Annotated in this window: 17 protein-coding genes, 3 tRNA genes and 1 pseudogene; 11 read left to right on the top strand and 10 right to left on the bottom strand. The window is 55.0% G+C overall.

Annotated elements, in window-relative coordinates:
* Positions 1–40: 40 nt before the first annotated feature.
* Entirely contained in the window at positions 41–532 is a 492-nt protein-coding gene (gene lrp, locus R2E40_RS09485; RefSeq protein ID WP_005300047.1) for a leucine-responsive transcriptional regulator Lrp, read from the bottom strand.
* A 149-nt stretch (positions 533–681) separates the two neighbouring features.
* Here lrp and R2E40_RS09480 point away from each other — a divergent pair, with 149 nt between their 5' ends.
* The 3 genes from R2E40_RS09480 (at position 682) to R2E40_RS09470 (ending at position 3,769) form a co-directional block, all read left to right on the top strand.
* Positions 682–912, top strand: a complete 231-nt coding sequence (locus R2E40_RS09480; RefSeq protein ID WP_075384527.1) for an alanine dehydrogenase — start codon at positions 682–684, stop codon at positions 910–912.
* A 601-nt stretch (positions 913–1,513) separates the two neighbouring features.
* Positions 1,514–2,464: a thioredoxin-disulfide reductase gene (trxB, locus tag R2E40_RS09475; protein WP_318165307.1), complete on the top strand. Its 951-nt coding sequence runs from the start codon at positions 1,514–1,516 to the stop codon at positions 2,462–2,464.
* 57 nt (positions 2,465–2,521) lie between these two features.
* Positions 2,522–3,769, top strand: a complete 1,248-nt coding sequence (locus tag R2E40_RS09470) for a response regulator (RefSeq protein ID WP_016350455.1) — start codon at positions 2,522–2,524, stop codon at positions 3,767–3,769.
* A 110-nt stretch (positions 3,770–3,879) separates the two neighbouring features.
* Here the strand turns inward: R2E40_RS09470 and R2E40_RS09465 are convergent, their stop codons facing one another.
* The gene (locus tag R2E40_RS09465) at positions 3,880–4,350 is read right to left on the bottom strand and encodes a glycine zipper 2TM domain-containing protein (RefSeq protein ID WP_016350454.1); all 471 of its coding nucleotides are present in this window, start codon (positions 4,348–4,350) and stop codon (positions 3,880–3,882) included.
* 19 nt (positions 4,351–4,369) lie between these two features.
* Here R2E40_RS09465 and aat point away from each other — a divergent pair, with 19 nt between their 5' ends.
* From aat to infA, 3 genes are all read left to right on the top strand, one after another.
* Positions 4,370–5,077, top strand: coding sequence for a leucyl/phenylalanyl-tRNA--protein transferase (gene aat / locus R2E40_RS09460; RefSeq protein ID WP_318165306.1), 708 nt, complete (start codon positions 4,370–4,372; stop codon positions 5,075–5,077).
* Complete coding sequence (locus R2E40_RS09455; protein WP_011705735.1) at positions 5,074–5,790, top strand: arginyltransferase; 717 nt, start codon at positions 5,074–5,076, stop codon at positions 5,788–5,790. Before aat ends, R2E40_RS09455 begins: the two co-directional genes overlap by 4 nt.
* 69 nt (positions 5,791–5,859) lie before the next feature.
* Positions 5,860–6,078, top strand: a complete 219-nt coding sequence (gene infA, locus R2E40_RS09450) for a translation initiation factor IF-1 (RefSeq protein ID WP_005300033.1) — start codon at positions 5,860–5,862, stop codon at positions 6,076–6,078.
* Between the two features lie 69 nt (positions 6,079–6,147).
* Here infA and clpA read toward each other — a convergent pair whose 3' ends face one another.
* Together clpA and clpS are read right to left on the bottom strand one after the other, a co-directional pair.
* Positions 6,148–8,400: an ATP-dependent Clp protease ATP-binding subunit ClpA gene (clpA, locus tag R2E40_RS09445; protein WP_024944043.1), complete on the bottom strand. Its 2,253-nt coding sequence runs from the start codon at positions 8,398–8,400 to the stop codon at positions 6,148–6,150.
* A 59-nt stretch (positions 8,401–8,459) separates the two neighbouring features.
* Positions 8,460–8,777 carry an ATP-dependent Clp protease adapter ClpS gene (gene clpS, locus R2E40_RS09440; protein ID WP_005300028.1) on the bottom strand — a complete coding sequence of 106 codons (318 nt, stop codon included), beginning with the start codon at positions 8,775–8,777 and terminating at the stop codon, positions 8,460–8,462.
* A gap of 228 nt (positions 8,778–9,005) precedes the next feature.
* On the opposite strand from clpS, the gene cspD reads away from it, so the two are divergent.
* The gene (gene cspD, locus R2E40_RS09435; RefSeq protein ID WP_005300025.1) at positions 9,006–9,224 is read left to right on the top strand and encodes a cold shock-like protein CspD; all 219 of its coding nucleotides are present in this window, start codon (positions 9,006–9,008) and stop codon (positions 9,222–9,224) included.
* 107 nt (positions 9,225–9,331) lie between these two features.
* Here the strand turns inward: cspD and folD are convergent, their stop codons facing one another.
* Complete coding sequence (gene folD / locus R2E40_RS09430; RefSeq protein WP_017411050.1) at positions 9,332–10,195, bottom strand: bifunctional methylenetetrahydrofolate dehydrogenase/methenyltetrahydrofolate cyclohydrolase FolD; 864 nt, start codon at positions 10,193–10,195, stop codon at positions 9,332–9,334.
* Between the two features lie 203 nt (positions 10,196–10,398).
* Between folD and R2E40_RS09425 the strand changes: the two genes are divergently transcribed.
* From R2E40_RS09425 to R2E40_RS09410, 4 genes and pseudogenes are all read left to right on the top strand, one after another.
* A tRNA-Pro gene (locus R2E40_RS09425) sits at positions 10,399–10,475 on the top strand.
* A 36-nt stretch (positions 10,476–10,511) separates the two neighbouring features.
* Positions 10,512–10,588, top strand: a tRNA-Arg gene (locus R2E40_RS09420).
* 50 nt (positions 10,589–10,638) lie between these two features.
* Positions 10,639–10,714: transfer RNA gene (locus tag R2E40_RS09415), tRNA-His, on the top strand.
* A 191-nt stretch (positions 10,715–10,905) separates the two neighbouring features.
* Positions 10,906–11,070, top strand: a pseudogene (locus R2E40_RS09410) (IS481 family transposase); the annotation flags it as partial.
* Between the two features lie 69 nt (positions 11,071–11,139).
* On the opposite strand, the gene R2E40_RS09405 reads toward R2E40_RS09410, so the two are convergent.
* The 5 genes from R2E40_RS09405 to R2E40_RS09385 form a co-directional block, all read right to left on the bottom strand.
* On the bottom strand, positions 11,140–11,931 hold the full coding sequence (locus R2E40_RS09405; RefSeq protein WP_318165305.1) for a hypothetical protein: 792 nt from the start codon (positions 11,929–11,931) through the stop codon (positions 11,140–11,142).
* Between the two features lie 3 nt (positions 11,932–11,934).
* Positions 11,935–14,484 (bottom strand): N-acetylglucosaminidase, encoded by a 2,550-nt coding sequence (locus R2E40_RS09400; RefSeq protein WP_318165304.1) that lies wholly within the window; start codon positions 14,482–14,484, stop codon positions 11,935–11,937.
* Positions 14,485–14,493: 9 nt separating this feature from the next.
* Positions 14,494–16,539, bottom strand: a complete 2,046-nt coding sequence (tssI, locus tag R2E40_RS09395) for a type VI secretion system tip protein TssI/VgrG (RefSeq protein WP_318165303.1) — start codon at positions 16,537–16,539, stop codon at positions 14,494–14,496.
* A 10-nt stretch (positions 16,540–16,549) separates the two neighbouring features.
* On the bottom strand, positions 16,550–16,837 hold the full coding sequence (locus R2E40_RS09390) for a type VI secretion system PAAR protein (protein ID WP_017411057.1): 288 nt from the start codon (positions 16,835–16,837) through the stop codon (positions 16,550–16,552).
* Positions 16,838–17,094: 257 nt separating this feature from the next.
* Positions 17,095–18,525, bottom strand: a complete 1,431-nt coding sequence (locus R2E40_RS09385; protein ID WP_318165302.1) for a VasL domain-containing protein — start codon at positions 18,523–18,525, stop codon at positions 17,095–17,097.
* Positions 18,526–18,553 lie beyond the last annotated feature (28 nt).

Below are 18,553 nucleotides of genomic sequence, written 5' to 3'. Positions count from 1 at the left end.
TGACTTGTCGCAAGGCTGGCAAGCCACAGCATAACCCGACTCAACGGGTGCTGATCACCAGACGACTGCTCTGTTTGACCTCTTCCATCACCACATAGGTGCGAGTGTCGTTGACACCGGGCAGACGCAGCAGGGTTTCCCCCAGCAGACGGCGATAGGCCGACATGTCGCTGACTCGGGTCTTGAGCAGATAGTCGAAATCGCCGGAGACCAGATGGCACTCCTGGATCTCCTCGAGCACCTGAACAGCCTTGTTGAACTGTTCAAACACATCGGGGGCACCGCGATTGAGGGTAATTTCCACGAATACCAGCAGAGACGCGTCCAGATAATGAGGGTTCAGAATGGCGGCATACCCTTCGATATACCCTTGTCGCTCGAGGCGACGAACCCGTTCCAGACACGGTGTAGGACTCAGGCCAACTCGTTTGGACAACTCAACGTTCGAAATTCTGCCATCCTTTTGCAGCTCATTCAGAATGTTGCGGTCAATCCTGTCCAAATCCTTTAGCCGACTCTTAGCTTCCATCATTTATTCCATCCTTTGGCTATTTTTTGGTAAGAATCACCAGTCATTTTATAATTATGGTCACAAATCCTGTCAATACCTGAATATGCAAGGCGCAAATGTTGCAAAACTAGCTTGCAACATAAACCACCAATCGATAGTCGAGGGATAGCATGATTATCGGTGTACCTAAAGAAATAAAAAACCATGAATACCGCGTAGGCATGGCTGTGGCCAGTGTACGTGAACTGACAGCACGAAACCATACTGTTTTCGCCCAAAGCGGCGCAGGAAGCGGCATTGATTCAGGTGGTGCAGATTATCGCGCTGCCACTGTCGCTATTTTGTCCTGCATTGCAGCAATTTTCACCGCGGCCAGCGTATCCATCAGACTCAAAACATAACGCCTCCCCCCTCCCTGCGTCTTCGTCGCAACTGCCCGGCAATGATTTGACATTCGCCCTGCAGGATAACGGGGGTTCGCCATCGTGAATGTGCCCATCGGGAGAGCGGCCAACACGCGCTTCCACCTCGTGTCAGTGCGCAGCCTGATTAGGTGCCCCCGTACTAACGAGGCAGCCATGGCCTAAGGCGCTGTATTACAAAACACCGGCAGCGAGGGCCACTGCGCCAAAACTTGTCAATCGCGCCTAGATCGCCGCCACACCAGCGGACAGGATCAGCCTGGTGGGCAGCGCCCGCTGGCAACCGCGGCTGCAAGCGCCCTTCCGCACCTCATCAATAGAAATGCGCGCCTCGCCCGGCAAGCGCCAGCGGATACCAAGCGCCACCTCTCACATCACCATGGCGAGAGAGCCATTGCGCTCCTTATCAAGGCGCGCCGGGCCCGGTTGAGGAGCCTTCCGCGACAGGGCATGTTTTCACCCCCTTTGCCCCCCGCTCCCACCCCGCCAGCCGATTGATGCAATCGACTCACTGGCCTTTGACCCCTTATCACGAATTACCTACAATCGCGCAAACTCATCACGTCTCGGAAATCACATCATGAGCCAAGTCACTCATAGCAAACTGCTGATCTTAGGGTCAGGCCCGGCGGGTTACACTGCCGCCGTCTATGCCGCCCGTGCCAACCTCAATCCGCTGCTCATCACCGGCATGCAGCAAGGCGGTCAGCTGACTACCACCACCGAAGTGGAGAACTGGCCCGGTGACCCCGAGGGTCTGACCGGTCCGGCCCTGATGGAGCGCATGAAAGAGCATGCGGAAAAGTTCGACACCCGCATCCTGTTCGATCACATCAATGAAGTGCAGCTGACCCAGCGTCCGTTCCGTCTCAAGGGCGACAACGGTGAATACACCTGTGATGCACTGATCATCGCCACCGGCGCCTCCGCCAAGTATCTGGGCCTGCCTTCCGAAGAGGCCTTCAAGGGCCGCGGCGTCTCCGCCTGCGCCACCTGTGACGGCTTCTTCTATCGCAATCAGGAAGTGGCCGTGGTCGGCGGCGGCAACACCGCCGTGGAAGAGGCGCTCTATCTGGCCAACATCGCCAAGAAGGTGCACCTCATTCACCGTCGCGACGAGTTCCGCGCCGAGAAGATCCTGATCAAGCGTCTGCACGACAAAGTGGCCAGCGGCAATATCGTGCTGCACACCCACCAGACTCTGGACGAAGTGCTGGGCGACGACATGGGGGTGACCGGCGTGCGTCTGCGCAACACCCAGAACGACACCACCACCGACCTGCCACTGATGGGCGTCTTCATCGCCATCGGTCACCAGCCCAACACCCAGATCTTCGCCGACCAGCTGGATATGCAGAGCGGCTATCTGAAGGTGCGTGGCGGCCTCGACGGCTTCGCCACCCAGACCAGCATCGAAGGGGTATTTGCCGCCGGTGACGTGGCTGACCACACCTACCGCCAGGCCATCACCTCGGCCGGTACCGGCTGTATGGCCGCCCTCGATGCCGAGCGCTATCTGGACGCGCAATAAGCACAAGGGATATAAAAGGCATGCCGCGAGGCATGCCTTTTTACTTTAAGGAGCCGGATGAAACAGAAAATATTGATAGTCGAGGACAGTCTGACCATTCGACGCATGCTGATCCAGGCCATTGCCCAGCAAACCGGGCTGGAGATCGATGCATTCGATACCCTGGAAGGGGCCCGCCATTGTCGGGGAGAAGAGTACGTGGTCGCCTTGGTGGATCTGACCCTGCCGGATGCCCCCAGCGGGGAAGCGGTCAAGGTATTGCTGGAACGGGGCTTGCCGGTGGTGATCCTCACTGCCGATATCAGCGAGGAGAAGCGTGCAGCCTGGCTGGAGGCTGGGGTGCTGGACTATGTGATGAAGGATTCACGCCACTCCCTGCAATACGCCGTCAGCCTGGTTCATCGCCTCTACCTCAACCAGCGCATCGAAGTCCTGGTGGTCGATGATTCACGCACCTCCCGCCACCGCACCATGGCCCAGCTGCGCAAGCAGCTGCTGCAGGTGCATGAGGCAAGCCACGCCCGCGAGGCCCTGACCCAGCTCGAACAGAACCCGGCCATTCGGCTGGTACTGGTCGACTACTATATGCCAGAAATTGACGGGATCAGCCTGGTGCGCATGCTGCGCGAGCGTTACAGCAAGCAGCAGCTGGCCATCATCGGCATCTCGGTGTCGGACAAGCGCGGCCTCTCCGCCCGCTATCTCAAGCAGGGCGCCAACGACTTCCTCAACCAGCCGTTCGAACCGGAAGAGCTGCAATGCCGGGTCAGCCACAACCTGGAAGCGCTGGAGCAGTTCAACAGCATCCAGGAGTCGGCCAATCGCGACTACCTGACCGGGCTCTACAACCGGCGCTACTGGTTCAATGAAGGACAGAAATGGTTCGAGGAACACCAGCGTCAGGAGACGCCTCTTGCGCTGTGCGTGCTCGATGTGGATCACTTCAAGCAAGTCAACGATCACTGGGGCCATGCCATCGGCGATCAGCTGCTCTGCCACCTCACCCGGCTGCTCACCCAGTTCTTCCCCGATGCCATGATCGCCCGTTTTGGTGGCGAGGAGTTTGCCCTGATGGTGCCTCACTGCACCGTGCCGGTGCTGCTCAAACGGTTGGAGGGGCTGCGCCAGCAGATGCGCCAGCAACCGCTGTCCAGGGAAACGCCGCTGTTTGTTCGCGCCAGTTTCGGGGTGATCAAGGTCGGGCGTGGTTCCATGGACGAGGCACTGAGCGAGGCGGATCGCCTGCTCTATCAGGCAAAGAACACCGGCCGTGACAAGATAGTGTCGCAGGACTCATCGGCCTGACGTTACCTCGCCAGATGTTCTCCGTGTAGTACCCGCCCGACAGCTTGCCCAGCCGGCAGCGTGTCGGGTCACTTCTCCCCCCTTGATGACCGCTTGAGCCAGCGCCTGCTTCAATAGGTCTTGTCCACCCGCACGCCATCGTCGAAATAGAGGATGCGCACCTTGTCGCCATTCATGAACACCATGGCCGGATCGTAATCCTGAATGACGTTGACCAGCCCGTTTTGCTCGTTGCGAATAAGCAGCTCCACCAGCTTGTTTTCCACCACGCTGCCGCCCGATTGATACTGCTGCGCCGCAGCCGCCCCCGCCAATGCGCCGACCGCAGTAGCGATTTCACGGCCATGACCGCCACCAAACTGGTTGCCAAGCAGACCGCCCAGGACGGCGCCGCCCAAGGTTTTCCAGCCGGAGTGTTCTGACTCCAGAATTTGGCGCTGGGTGATGTTGCGCACCGTCTCGACCTGGCCAAACACCACCTGATTTACGGGTCTTGCCGTATTGCGCTCGTAGACCTGCGCCCAGGCGGGCGCAGTGACAAAGCAAAACAAGCTGGATACTATCAGGATAATGGCCTTCATCTATGAACCTCGTTACCTTATGTCTCGCTATCTTACCCAATTGGATGATGAGCTGTGCTGGTTTCCCGACCCCGAGCATGCCCTGGAGGAACCCAACGGCCTGCTGGCGATCGGAGGGGATCTCTCCCCTGCCCGCTTGCTGGCAGCTTACCACAAGGGGATCTTCCCGTGGAATGAACCCCACCAGCCGCTGCTGTGGTGGTCACCGGATCCCAGAGGCGTCATCCGGCCGGAACAGCTGCACATCGGTCGCACCCTGCGCAAATTTATCCGTGGTACCTCATTCGATATTTCCATCGATCGCGCCTTTAATGAGGTTATAGCGGCCTGCGCCGCGCCCCGTCGCAGTGCCAGTGGAACCTGGATTAGCACACCCATGATCGACGCCTATCGACAATTGCACCGCCTTGGCCATGCCCACTCCATCGAGATCTGGCAGGAGGGCCAGTTACAAGCCGGCCTCTATGGCCTCTCCCTCGGCCGGGTGTTCTGCGGCGAGTCCATGTTCAGTCGTATCGACAACGGTGCCAAACTGGCCATGGTGGCCCTCTGCCGACACTTCGCCCGCCATGATGGCGCCTTGATCGATTGCCAGATGCAGAACGATTTTTTGGCCACCCTGGGCATAGAAGAGTGGCCGAGACGCCAATTTTTGACGACGCTGGCACAACTGAGCCAACAACCGCTGGCGGCCAATTGCTGGCAAACGGGGAGCATCCACTTATGACCGAAGAAGTGATCCTCAAGGTAGGGCTGACCCCGAAGCACCAATGCAGCTATCTGGGTCATGAGCAGGAGCAATTGCTGGTGTTGATGGATCACAGCCTGCTCAATGCCAGCGGCTACGAACGGCTACTGACGGCCGGCTTTCGGCGCAGCGGCAACGACATCTATCGTCCCCACTGCCCGGCATGCAATGCCTGCCAGTCCCTGCGCATCCACAGTGAGCGCTTCGTGCCGAGCCGCAGCCAGAAGCGGATCCGCCAGCTCAATCAGGATATCGAGCTGGTGCTCAGCTACGACGACAAGCCCGAGTACTACCAGCTCTATGAGCGCTACATTCGCGAACGCCATCATGACGGCAGCATGTATCCCCCCAGCCGTACCCAGTACAAGGGCTTCCTGCACTGCGACTGGATGCCGCCCCTCTATCTGGAAATGCGCAAGGATAACCGGTTGATCGGGGTCGCTACCACGGATCTGCTGCCCCATTCCCTCAGCGCCATGTACACCTTTTTCGACCCGGCCCATGCCGATCGTTCCCTCGGTACCTTCGCCATTCTGAGCCAGTTGGAACTGGCTAGAAGAACCGGTCGTAGCTGGCTATATCTGGGCTATCTGGTGGAGGAGTGCCGCAAGATGAATTACAAGCGCCAGTATCTGCCCCATGAACGGTTGATACAGGGGGAATGGAAAAATATCGACAGCAAGCCCGAGTAAACTTTACACATAGCCTTAAATCCGGCATGATCCAGCGGATTTTTTGTTGTGGCTTATCAAGAGGATTCAATGGCTAAAGAAGACAGTATTGAGATGCAGGGCACTATTCTCGAAACCCTGCCCAATACCATGTTCCGTGTGGAACTGGAGAATGGTCACGTGGTTATCGCTCATATTTCCGGCAAGATGCGCAAAAACTACATCCGTATCCTGACTGGGGACAAAGTAACGGTAGCTCTGACTCCGTACGATCTCTCCAAGGGACGTATTGTTTTCCGCTCTCGCTAAGCCAGGAATTCAGCAAAAAACCCCAACCTTCCGGTTGGGGTTTTTTGTGGTTTTCCAACAACGTTAAGCTTAGTGGGAAACAGCTTCAACATTGACCTGATAGTCAAAGCTGAGGCTGTCATTTATCAACTCAACCTTCACTACCCCCCCATCGACCAAGGATCCGAACAGGATCTCATTGGCAAGGGGTTTCTTGAGGTGTTCCTGGATGACCCGCCCCATGGGTCTCGCTCCCATGGCCCTGTCATATCCCTTCTCGGCCAACCAGTGGCGGACACCCTCGGACACTTCAAGAGACACGCCCTTGGCATCCAGTTGTACCTGCAACTCAACGATGAACTTGTCGACCACCTGATGTATCACCTGCATGTCCAGATGGTTGAACCAGATGGTGTGATCGAGCCGGTTGCGAAACTCCGGGCTGAACGTCTTGTTGATCACCGCCATGGCATCGTGGCTCATATCCTGCTGCTGGAAGCCGATGGACTTGCGCTGGGTCTCCTGCACGCCGGCGTTGGTGGTCATCACCAGGATCACATTGCGAAAATCCGCCTTGCGCCCGTTGTTGTCAGTCAGGGTGCCGTTGTCCATCACCTGTAGCAGCAGGTTGAACACATCCGGGTGCGCTTTTTCGATCTCGTCCAGCAACACCACTGAGTGCGGGTGCTTGAGTACAGAATCGGTCAGGAGTCCACCCTGCTCAAAGCCCACATAGCCGGGAGGTGCCCCGATCAGGCGGGAGACAGTGTGGCGTTCCATGTACTCCGACATGTCAAAGCGCAGCACCTCGACGCCGAGCGCCTTGCCCAACTGCTGAGTAACCTCGGTCTTGCCCACCCCGGTCGGGCCGGCAAACAGGAAGCAACCCACCGGGCGACGCTCATTACCCAAGCCCGAACGTGACAAGCGAATGGAATCGGTCAGCACCTCGATGGCCTTGTCCTGACCAAATACCACCATCTTGAGGTTTCGCTCCAGATTCTTCAGCACTTCCTTGTCGGAAGACGAGACTGATTTCTCCGGGATGCGAGCAATCTTGGCCACAATGGCTTCGATCTCCTGCACATTGATCACTTTCTTGCGCTTGCTCGCCGGCAGCAGCCGTTGCCCGGCACCGGCCTCGTCGATCACGTCGATCGCCTTGTCAGGCAGATGGCGATCATTGATGTACTTGGCCGAGAGCTCCACCGCTGCGCGGATGGCCTTGACGGTATAACGCACCCCGTGGTGAGCCTCATAGCGGCTCTTGAGACCCATGAGGATGCGGGTGGTGTCGTCCACGCTGGGCTCGACGATATCGATCTTCTGGAAGCGACGCGCCAGAGCACGGTCCTTCTCAAAGATCTGGGAGTATTCCTGATAAGTGGTGGAGCCGACACAACGCAGCAAGCCATTGGAGAGCAGCGGCTTGATTAGGTTGGCCGCATCCAGCTGACCACCGGAGGCCGCCCCTGCCCCTATGATGGTGTGGATCTCGTCGATGAAGAGGATCGCCCCTTCCTGGCGCTCGATCTGCTTGAGCAGCACCTTGAGGCGCTTCTCGAAATCACCGCGATATTTGGTCCCCGCCAGCAGCGAGCCCATGTCCAGGGAATAAATGGTGCTGCCCGCAATCACCTCGGGCACATCGCCCTTGACGATACGATAGGCCAGCCCTTCGGCAATGGCAGTCTTGCCAACCCCGGCCTCACCGACCAGCAAGGGGTTGTTCTTGCGACGGCGGCAAAGCACCTGGATGGTACGGTTGAGCTCCTGATCCCGCCCGATAAGCGGATCGATACGCCCTTCCAGCACCAGCTGATTGAGGTTGGTGGCAAAGCTTTCTATCTGGGCGGCAGACACATCGTCGTCGGACTCGGCATTGTTGCTGCTGTTGTCCGGCTTGCTGTCTTTGCGCACGCCATGGGAGAGGAAATTGACCACATCCAGTCGGCTGATCTCGGCCTTTTTCAGGAAGTAAGCGGCCTGGGACTCCTGCTCGCTGAAAATGGCAACCAGCACATTGGCACCACTGACTTCCGTGTTGCCCGATGATTGGACATGGAACACGGCGCGTTGCAGCACCCGCTGGAAGCCCAGTGTGGGCTGGGTTTCACGATCTTCATCGTCACGGGGAATAAGCGGGGTTGTTTGACTGATGAATGCGCTGATCTCTTTGCGCATCAGCTCCACGTCAGCACCACAAGAACTCAGCGCCTCATGGGCTGAGCTGTTATCCAGCAGGGCTAACAACAGGTGCTCGACAGTCATGAATTCGTGGCGCTCGTCACGGGCCAGTTTGAAAGCCTCGTTCAGCGTCTTTTCTAGATCTTTATTCAACATAGGCACCTCCCCTAGTACAGCAACAATGTGGTGTCGTCATCGCCATCAAGTCATCAGATTCAAGCCTTTTCCATGGTACACAGCAGTGGATGTTCGTTGTTACGTGCATAGGTGTTGACCTGGACCACTTTGGTTTCGGCAATCTCGGCGGTGAACGTGCCACAGACTCCCTTACCACTATAATGCACGCTCAGCATCACCTGAGTGGCCTTGTCCAAATCCATACCAAAGAACTTTTGCAGCACCTCCACCACGAACTCCATCGGTGTGTAGTCGTCGTTGTTCAAGACGACCTTGTACATGGGTGGCGGTTGCAGCTTGGTTTTCTCTGCTTCTGCAATCTCTTCATTAGCAAAGAGTTCTTTCTGCTTGCTCATAATCGCGCTTTGGTACCTCTAGATTACTACCGCCTAACACAAGATTGTCAATAGACTTGTTAACCAGATCACATCAGTTGTTAACAACTCCTTGACTCGCTCAAAAGTTAGACTAGATTGGTTACTTGCTAATCGGCGCCCGTCTGCTATGGGCTATGTTACTAGTTATAAAGGGCTGGCGCAGGTTACTCAACGACTTCAAGGTAATCAATAAAAGGATGTAGATGTATGGCAACCGGAACAGTCAAGTGGTTTAACAACGCAAAAGGATTTGGGTTTATCTGTCCGGAAGGAGGTGGTGAAGATATCTTCGCCCACTACTCCACGATACAAATGGAAGGCTACAAGACGTTGAAAGCAGGTCAAGCAGTCAACTTTGAACTGCAGCAGGGGCCGAAAGGCAATCACGCCTCTGTCATTGTGCCAAACGAAGCACAGAACATGTAAGAGTCGAACTGGATAAATAAAAAAACCGGCAAGCCGCAAGGTTGCCGGTTTTTTTATTGCTGCAATTTACAGGAGAAATTCGTTCCCCCGAGCAGACTACAAGGAAATCATTGCGCGTTGTCGTGATAGTCCTGACAGGCGCTCAGGGTATTTTCCATCAGGCTGGCAACCGTCATGGGGCCAACCCCGCCCGGCACAGGCGTGATGAAAGAGGCATGATTGCGCGCGGTCTCAAACTCAACGTCACCGACCAGAGAGCCGTCTGCCAGCCGATTGATGCCCACGTCGATCACCAGTGCCCCTGGTTTGACCCACTCACCCGGAATGAAGTTGGGTTTGCCAACCGCCACCACCAGCAGGTCGGCACGGCGAACCTGATCTTCCAGATCCTGGGTGAAACGGTGACAGGTGGTGGTAGTACAACCTGCCAGCAGCAGCTCCAGCGTCATCGGCCGGCCGACGATGTTGGATGCCCCGACTACTACCGCATGCAAACCGTGCGTTTTAACACCGGTCGCTTCAATCAGCGTCATGATGCCTTTGGGCGTACAGGGGCGCAGTGCCGGGATACGCTGTGCCAGCCGACCCACGTTGTAGGGATGGAAACCATCCACATCCTTGTCGGGGCGAATACGCTCCAATACCTGGGTCGTATCGCAGTGAGCTGGCAAGGGGAGCTGCACCAGAATACCGTCAACGTCTGCGTCTTCATTCAGCTTATCGATCAGTGCCAGCAACTCTTCCTGGCTCGCCGTCGCATCCAGATCGTAAGAGCGGGAGATAAAACCCACCTCTTCACAGGCGCGCCGTTTGCTGCCGACATAGACCTGCGAGGCAGGATCCACCCCGACCAGGATCACCGCCAAGCCCGGCGCCCGTTTTCCTTGTGCCAACCGCTGTTGGACTTGCGCTGCGACCTGATTGCGAATCGTTTGCGCAACCTGTTTTCCATCAATGATTTTGGCAGACATCGTTCTTCACTCACCATGTGTTCAACTGCCGCGCATTGTCGCATTTTTTTGCCACGGGTGTTAGCGGCTCTCGCATGGAGGGCAATAAGTAGGCATTTGAATTCATTGGCGGAAAAATTCGTTGACGCTTGCTTTCCCGCTTGGGTATGATGCCGGCCCGTTGTCCAGTACAGCCGCTGTCGCTATGCTGGAGACTAGATTTTCGGTGATTAGCGCAGCCCGGTAGCGCATCTGGTTTGGGACCAGAGGGTCAAAGGTTCGAATCCTTTATCACCGACCAGGTTTTTCGGCATGCCGCCAGGCTTGTCGAGGCAATGCGCCCTTAGCTCAGTCGGATAGAGCAACGGCCTTCTAAGCCGTGGGTCGCAGGTTCGAATCCTGCAGGGCGCGCCATTGATGACATGCATCTCTCCGATGCAGGGCATTGATGGATATTTTCAGTGGTGGCTGTAGCTCAGTTGGTAGAGTCCCGGATTGTGATTCCGGTTGTCGTGGGTTCGAGCCCCATCAGCCACCCCATTATCTCTTTTCAGAAGACATCCAGTTTTATCTATTTAAATCCGGTAGACATAAACCGCCCCTCCAATGCCCTGCCCGTTCCTGAAAAAATGCCCGTAACGGGTCGCACAAGCGACACTCTAAAATGCATCTGCATTGGTGCTGGCGGTTGCCAGCAACCCGTCTCGGACCTTGTGGGTATCACAGAGGGAACAATTTGGCATAAGTCGGTGGGGCTGATGTAGTCAAACCTGGACAGCTATTTGGAACAGCGGCCGCATCAGGGCAGGATGATGGAGGGTCAGCCCCCCCCCTACAGCATGTTCAAAAAGGGCCTGAAATTGATACCGAAGGAAGTGCGCTCTAAAGTTGAGTAAACAAGACACCGGTTTGAGACCGGTGTCTGGTAATAAGTAGAGCTGAATATAAATTCTAATTAAAAATTTTTACATTGGATTGATAGATATCTCTATTTCATTGACTACTTCAGAACCAAAAAACTTCATCATGTAGTTATCACGTATATATGTAAAAGCATCATCTTTCTTAGACGCAGGTACACCATATACTTTTATGACATCAAGCATTTTGCTTCCCACATAGATCCCTCTACTACTAAACCCCACATCTTTCTTAAGAATGACTTTAGTTATCCTATAATCATCAAAGTCTCTTTTTAATTTATTATAGTCAAGGTTTGATGACTCTATATATATGAAACCAAAGTCATGAGGATAAAATTTATAATCTACGCCATCAATATTTTTAAATACATCGGCAAAACCATTTCCACTATACATTTCGGTGAATCCATTAAAAGCTCCGATAACTTCACTGTAATCACCACCAACTTTTATATCATAACCATTAAAGTATATAGCAAAATCGTTTTTTTTAACATTTAAATCCTCAGGTGATTTTTCTTTTTTGGTGATACGGGTTGAATCAACCCAACCTGTATGAACCTCACCTTTCCGGTCTAAATAACCAACATATTGAAATCCATTATACGATGCATATGAAATTGCCTTGTCGCCATTAATAATGAATTTTTTTGACTTACACTCATCAAGAGGCATGTCATAAAAAAAAGTGCGACCTTTCGATGTCACGATAATGTTAGATACATCGTAAAAAATCCCACTATTCTTCTGTACTTCATTGAAGCTTACACTCTCACATGCCGCCTGAAGACTAAAAGAAAAAAAGAAAGCGAAGACATAGATAACATTTTTCATTAATCATTCCTCATAAGCCGGAATATCGACATGTAAAATAGCACTAGGGAAAGCATCAAATCTTTTCTTCATGTTAGGTATTTGATGCTTAGCCCAAAGAACATCACTGGCATACTGATGCTCGCCCGGTGAAGCTGGATTCCAACGCATTTTATAAAGCGTATTTTGTTTATATTTATGGTGGTTGATAAAGTTATCTGATATCCACTTAGCCCCACCATCTATTGCTTTATCAATTGAATTCCATCCATTTTTATATGCATATTCAGTACCTAATGAAGGCTTGTCATCTCTAACATTAATACCATACATATTATAAACCTTAACCCCATTAAAATCTTTTCCACGTGCAAAACTTGATGTCCCCCGACCAGTTTCTAGTGATGCATGGGAAACTAGATACACTTCACTGACATTATACTTTTTAGCTGCAGAGATAAAAATAGAACCTTTACCCTCTAAGACTCCTTGCCCTAACAGAAATTTATTAATCTCATCCTCTGAAACTTCTGAGTATTTTGATAGATCAAGAAATTGATAGATAGTATCTTTAGTCAGGTCATCGTCTGGCGTTAGATGGAGCAATACCTCATCTCGACTTGCCAGTTTATTATTTCCCACTTTAGGTGCGTACTTAGAAGGTATTGCCATCTGTTTATCTAATGCTTTCCCAATGACATAGTCATATTTTGTATAATGCACAACAAATCTATCTTTTTTCTTTCCATATATAGCCATTGGAGATATATGCCAAATATCCTTACTAAGCTTTAGCTTCGCAGCACTCTGCATCCACTCCAGCTTATCGATACGCTGTTTCTCGTGATCCACCAAGAGGTCAAAATCAGGCAAACCAATCTTGGTCATCAATTTATCTAGCCACAGATAACTGCTGACTGATGATTTTTCATACCACTCACTGGGATGCTTGACGATTAGTTTGTGCAGTTTTTCTGCATTGCTGCTGTTTTGCAAGGCCGCCTGTATTTCTTCACTGCTAAGCTCACCACTCTTATCAGTATCGAAACTCTTGACCAATTCGGTAAAGAAGCTGGATGGTGCATCGGGATCCAGATAGCCATCGGAGCCTGAACCATCGACCTTTTTAAAACCAATCTTCAGCCAGTCATGCTGGCTCAACAGTTCGACTTGCTCTTTCTTGACATACTTTCCTGACGAAACACAAACCCACTCCTGTTTGGCGGCATCTTTTTCAAACTTTGGTGACTCAACCAACTCTTCCAGACTCTTGTCACCGGTTGCCACCCAAAGATCTTTATCTTCCTGCTTTTTCTTTTCGTGCAAGACGAGTCCCGCCGGGACCTTGGCATAGGTAGCACCGCCTCTTGTTCCCGCCTTGTTGGCCAACACATCGTCAAGACGAGGATCCTGGGTGAAGACTTCAAGATGGACTTGATACTTGCTCTTTTTGCCTCCAATCAGAGAGCCAGGCGTTTCCACCAGGCCGAGATAGCCTATTGTCTCACCTGCGGCAATGGCCACGGGAGATGGCAACACATATAACTCACCGAGATGGGAAGGTGTACGCACATTTACCTTGATAAATTCATCTTCGACGCACACCCAGGCCATGCCGCAACTACCCGCAGCACCATCTGCATTCGGTGTCACATATTCGCATCTGGCCATCTTGCGCGCCTTGTCACCCACCCAATGGAATTCGAGTCGGTGGGCATCATACTTCACTTTTGTTCCTGCAGGCAGAGCAACGCTTCGGTCTCCCGCCATCAGACGGCCTGTAGGCCCATTGAGAACAGGATCCGCACGGCCAACCATATTCGTCAGCAACTCGGCGTCTATTTGGTCAAATAGCCAGGTTGGCAAATTAGGCTTGATAAAGGTCACAGCTTCCGGGCTATTGGCGATCCAGACCGAACTCCCTTGGCTGACCACAACACCGGCCTTCTCAGCCTCTTTCATCTGGGTATTGGACAGCTGACTCTTGATCGTCACCCTGATGAAATCATACTCCTTGCCCCCAACGCTCCCTTTTTGAGGAGGCATGTTACTGTCCATTTCCAGTTCGCTATCTTTAGGTAGCGTGAAGCGCGGCAAGGTGGCATCAACACGCTGCTGCTCGGCATCGGGATTGGCATGGGGAACGGAATTGCGCGCATTCCACCCCTTCTTCAGTACCAGCTTCTCGGTACTTTGGTACTGATCCCAAGGCAGCAGATGCATATAGAGCGAGTAGAAAGTGAACTCGTTTTTCGCCTTGGTCTCTGCATTGATTTCACAATATTCGTGCTGTACCAGGCAGAAACAGTTGGAATAACGCAAGGACTCCCCCTGAAATTCAGAGGTCAGGTAATCCTTCATCATCCGGAATGCCACCACCTTGCCATCGGCCATGGCTCTGACAGGATACTTATCCTTGCACCAAGGAGCACTCTTGTCGCTGATATGAATGCCACCGTGCCATTTGTTATGGTTGCCAAGAAGATAGTGACCCGATTGCTCGCCATTGATCAGCGCCTTGACGTCCTTGAACTCTTCCCCTGTGGCAGTGAGGATGGGAAATGCAAACTTCATGCTGTTTCCTTATTCAGAAAAGAGGTAAAACGCGCCAGGCTTCTCTTCTTTCAAGAGCACCTCCATCGCCTTCTCGGTGGGAATGGCCTTGATGAGTTCAACCAGTTCAGGAGCTTTCACCACTTCTACTCCCTTGGGCACCACGGGGGCCTTGCCACCCCAGCCAGAGCCGGCTCCCGGGCTGCCGCCGGCGTTGAGTTTGATGGCGGGGCCCACCAGCTTGATGCCGCTCGGGTCAACTTTCACAAAGCTGCCGCCTCCCTTGAGGGTTATTTCAGAACCCGCCTCCAGCACCATCTTGTCGCCCACCTTGATATGCACTTCCTGCCCGGCTTCCACCAGCAGCGACTGACCCAGCTTCTGATGCAGGCTGGCATCCACCATCAGCGAGTAGTCGGCCTTTATCTGGTCGCGCTTCTCGCCCTCCACCGTCAGGTGGTCGTTGGCCTTGATGCGGGTAACCCGCTCGTTGTCGATATCCCGATGCTCGTCGTGCTTGATGTGCCAAGCGGCATCATTTTCGATGAGCACGTTCAGGTCTTTCTGACCGTGGATGTAAATCTCTTCCTGCCCCGCCTGGTCTTCAAAGCGCAGCTCGTTGAAACCCTCGCCCTGGTGGGTCTCGGTACGCAGCACAGTCCTGGTCTTGTTGGCCGGTAACTCATACGGCGGCCGGTTGGTGGCATGATAGGTGCGACCGGTCACGATGGGTTGGTCGGGGTCACCTTCCAAAAAGCTCACGATGACCTCGTGGCCGATGCGCGGGATGGCCATCATGCCGTACTGACCGCCGGCCCAGCCTTGCGAGACCCGCACCCAGCAGGAGCTCTGGTCGTTGGAGCTGCCGTAGCGGTCCCACGGGAACTGCAGTTTCACCCGGCCATGTTCGTCGCAGTAAATCTCCTCACCGTCGGGACCCACCACCATGGCGATTTGCGGGCCGTCCACCATCGGTTTGTGAGGAGCCTCGGGGCTGCCGATACGCGCCCGCCAGGTGGTATTCGCTTTCACCACGCCGAATTCGTTGTGATAAACGGTCGGGCCGCTGCCCCCCTCCTCTTCCAGCGCCTGTGGCTGCAAGCCGGTGTGCTGGATGCGCACGATTTGCCAGTCGGTGTTGAGGCTGCCGTTGGGATGTTCAGTGAGAGAAAACGTCTGGCCCGGCAGCAAGGCGGCGCAGTTGGACTTAGCCTGACCCGCCACCGCGTCATTGCGCAGCGCATCCAGCCTATGTTGGGCAAACGCCTTGCCGCTCGGGTCCTCTTTGTAGCGACCCGGATAGTCGAAGTGCTGGTAGGTATCGCGCTGGTGGGTCAGCTCTGCTCCCACCTTCTTGTGGGAAAGGCCATAAGCCGGGGTCTTGAAGCTGTAGTCTTTGAGCTCCACATCCGAGGGGCGCACCGCCTCCCGGTAGTGGAACTGGCGCACATAAGGTCCCTGTTCCAGCGAACGGTTGCCGAGGTTGAAGAACAGTTCGGGGCCAGCGGTCAGAGCCGCCGCATCGTCGGCAAACACGATGCGGTGCTTGCCAGCTTCAAACTCGTGGAAGTAGAACAGCCCCTCTTCGGCGGCGAGGCGGTTCACGAAATCGAGGTCGGTTTCCCGATACTGAACGCAGTACTCCCGCTTGGCGTGCTCGTTTTTCAGGGCGAAGGCGTAATCGGTGATACCGTGCTCTTGCAACAGGATGGAGAGGATTTCATCGGGCTTCTGCGCCTGGAAGATGCGGGAGTTCTGGCGAAGCGACAGACGCCACAGGGCCGGCTGTACCAGCAGCTGATAGAGGGTGCGGCGAAAGCCGCTGTCACCCTGCGCGAAGTCACTGACCACTCCGCACACCCGGCGCTGCAGCTCGCCGTGGTACCACACCAGCAGCTCGCACGGCTGGTCCAGCACGGCGCCAAAGTCGATGTCGGGCTGGCTGCTTGCCAGCTCAAGGCGCAGGTTGAACGGGCGGTTGAGCGCTTCATCCAGTGCAAACTCGGCCACCACGAAGGTGCTCTCGGGCAGGGCCCCCACCTTGACGGAAAATTGTAATCCTGTGCTGTCTGCCATGAAGCGCTCCTTAACCTGCCTGTCCGCTGCCTGAGCCAATCACCACGCCGCCGCAGCCGACGGCGGTACCGGTCACGGCGATGGGCTTGCCGTTGACCAGCACAGAGCCGACCCCGCCCGAGATGCTGCGCGGATGCGGTGGATTGTTGGGTTTGTCGTGAGGGGCCAGCGGATCACCCTGGCGGGCCACCGGCTTGCCATCGAGGAACACATCCGGGCTGGCGGCAATCACGGGGGATGGGTGGAAACCATCGTGGTCGGTGCCGATGTCACCGAGCAATGCAATAGAAGGACACATCTGGATTCTCCGTGGGGCAACCATGGTGCAAGCGCAGCCTGGTGCAGAGACAGTTGGAACGGCGACCCAGCAGCCTCCATGCCATGGTAAAGTCGCAAACAATCACATTAAAAATCAGCTAATTACGATTAAATCTCGTTGAGCCTGACAAATCTGCTGCAATCCATTGCGCAAGACAGGGCAAGTTTCCCGGCAAACCTTGCCTTGCCAGTCAAACTAACTACAGCCTGCGCAACTTCTTGCTCATGGCAGCACGTTCAGCTACCGGAAACGCCCTGTTGCAGCTGATAGAGGCGGATGTTGAGCGCTTTCAGATCATTTTCCAGGCTTTTGAGCTCGGCAGCCGTGATGGGCTCCTGGGAGGCTTTTCTCGCCTCCAGCTCGCCGAGGCGCAGACTGAACGGGATGTTCTGCATCAGGTTCTTCTGTACTTCATAGAGCTGGGACTTGAGGTAGGAGATGGTCACCGTCTTGCGCTGGCGCTCCAGCTCCAGCAGCTGATCGAGCAGGGCATCCACCCCGGCGCGGGCATCCAGGTAGGTGGGCACGCTGATGACATCCCCCTGCTGACCGCCAAGCTGCGTCTGCCACTGCTTGTCCAGCGCCTTGACCGCCAGCGAGTCGGGATAGAGCATCAAAAGCGAGTTGCGCAGCCCCTCGCCGTAGCGATACCAGTAGAGCGGCGACGTCTGCTCGAGCCGGGTCAACTGGTTCTGGTAGCGAGCCACCAGATCGCTTTCCATGTTCTGCAGGGTCTGCTCCCCCAATACGATGCGGGCCTGGCGAATGTCGTCATAGCTGAGGGCTCGGGGCAGCTCGGCGGCCGGCTGCACCAGACGCTGGGCCGCCACGGTTTTCTCCTGCTGATGCTGCTGCCAGCCGAGCCAGCCCATCACCGGCAGGGCGCAGCTGAGCAGGCCGCAGCCAAACCAGAACCAGGCCGGACGCTGCCGGCGGTGCTGCTCAATCTTCAGCACGGTGGGCTTGACCTGCCCCTTCTCGCGCCCCACCAGAATGCTGCCCTGGGGCAGGTGCGGGGTCGACGTCGAGACCGTGCCGCCATGGTCACTCTCCAGGTCGGACTTGAAGAACACCATGGGCGGGATCTGCAGATCCTCCTTGAGGCCCGGCTCGTCGGAGACGATGACGATCTCGGTCTCGTCAAAGAGGTGGGTATACCCCTCTATGAAGTGCACCAGATTCTCGACCCGGGGAATGCGGCTCAGATCCGCGTTGTGCAGCTTCTCGCTGATGAGCTGCAGCGCCCGCTCGCAGCGATAGATCAGCCGCTTGTCCTCGTGGCTGATCTGGTACTGGCGAATGACGTCGCTGATACGGGCGATGAACCAGTCAAGCATCTCGATGCGGGCCCGCTCCTGATGGACCGGCGGCCAGAAGCTCTCCCACTGGGTGACGATGAGGTTGGCGAGAAACTCGCACCCTTCGGTAAAACCGCTCAGCCCCTGCAGACGCGAACGGGCCAGGGTGAAGTAGATGGCGGTCTGCAGATCCACCCCGTGTTTTTCGAAGATAAGGCTGGCGAGCTGATGGATCCGCTGCCAGTCCACTTCGGGGCGCGAAGCGTGGCTGAGCTTGTTGATCTCGGCCCGCAGCGCCTCGTACTCCGGCAACATCCTGGGGTCGCGCCCCACTTTCAGGGCCTGCTGACCTTGTTGATTCTGTGACATATGGACTTCCAACGCAGGAAGGGGGCAC

Origin of the sequence: Aeromonas sp. CD, assembly GCF_033349375.1 — a bacterium.
Taxonomy (GTDB): Bacteria; Pseudomonadota; Gammaproteobacteria; order Enterobacterales; family Aeromonadaceae; genus Aeromonas; species Aeromonas hydrophila.
The sequence above is the reverse complement of the archived record's forward strand: the minus strand, read 5'-3'. Positions and strand labels throughout refer to the sequence as shown.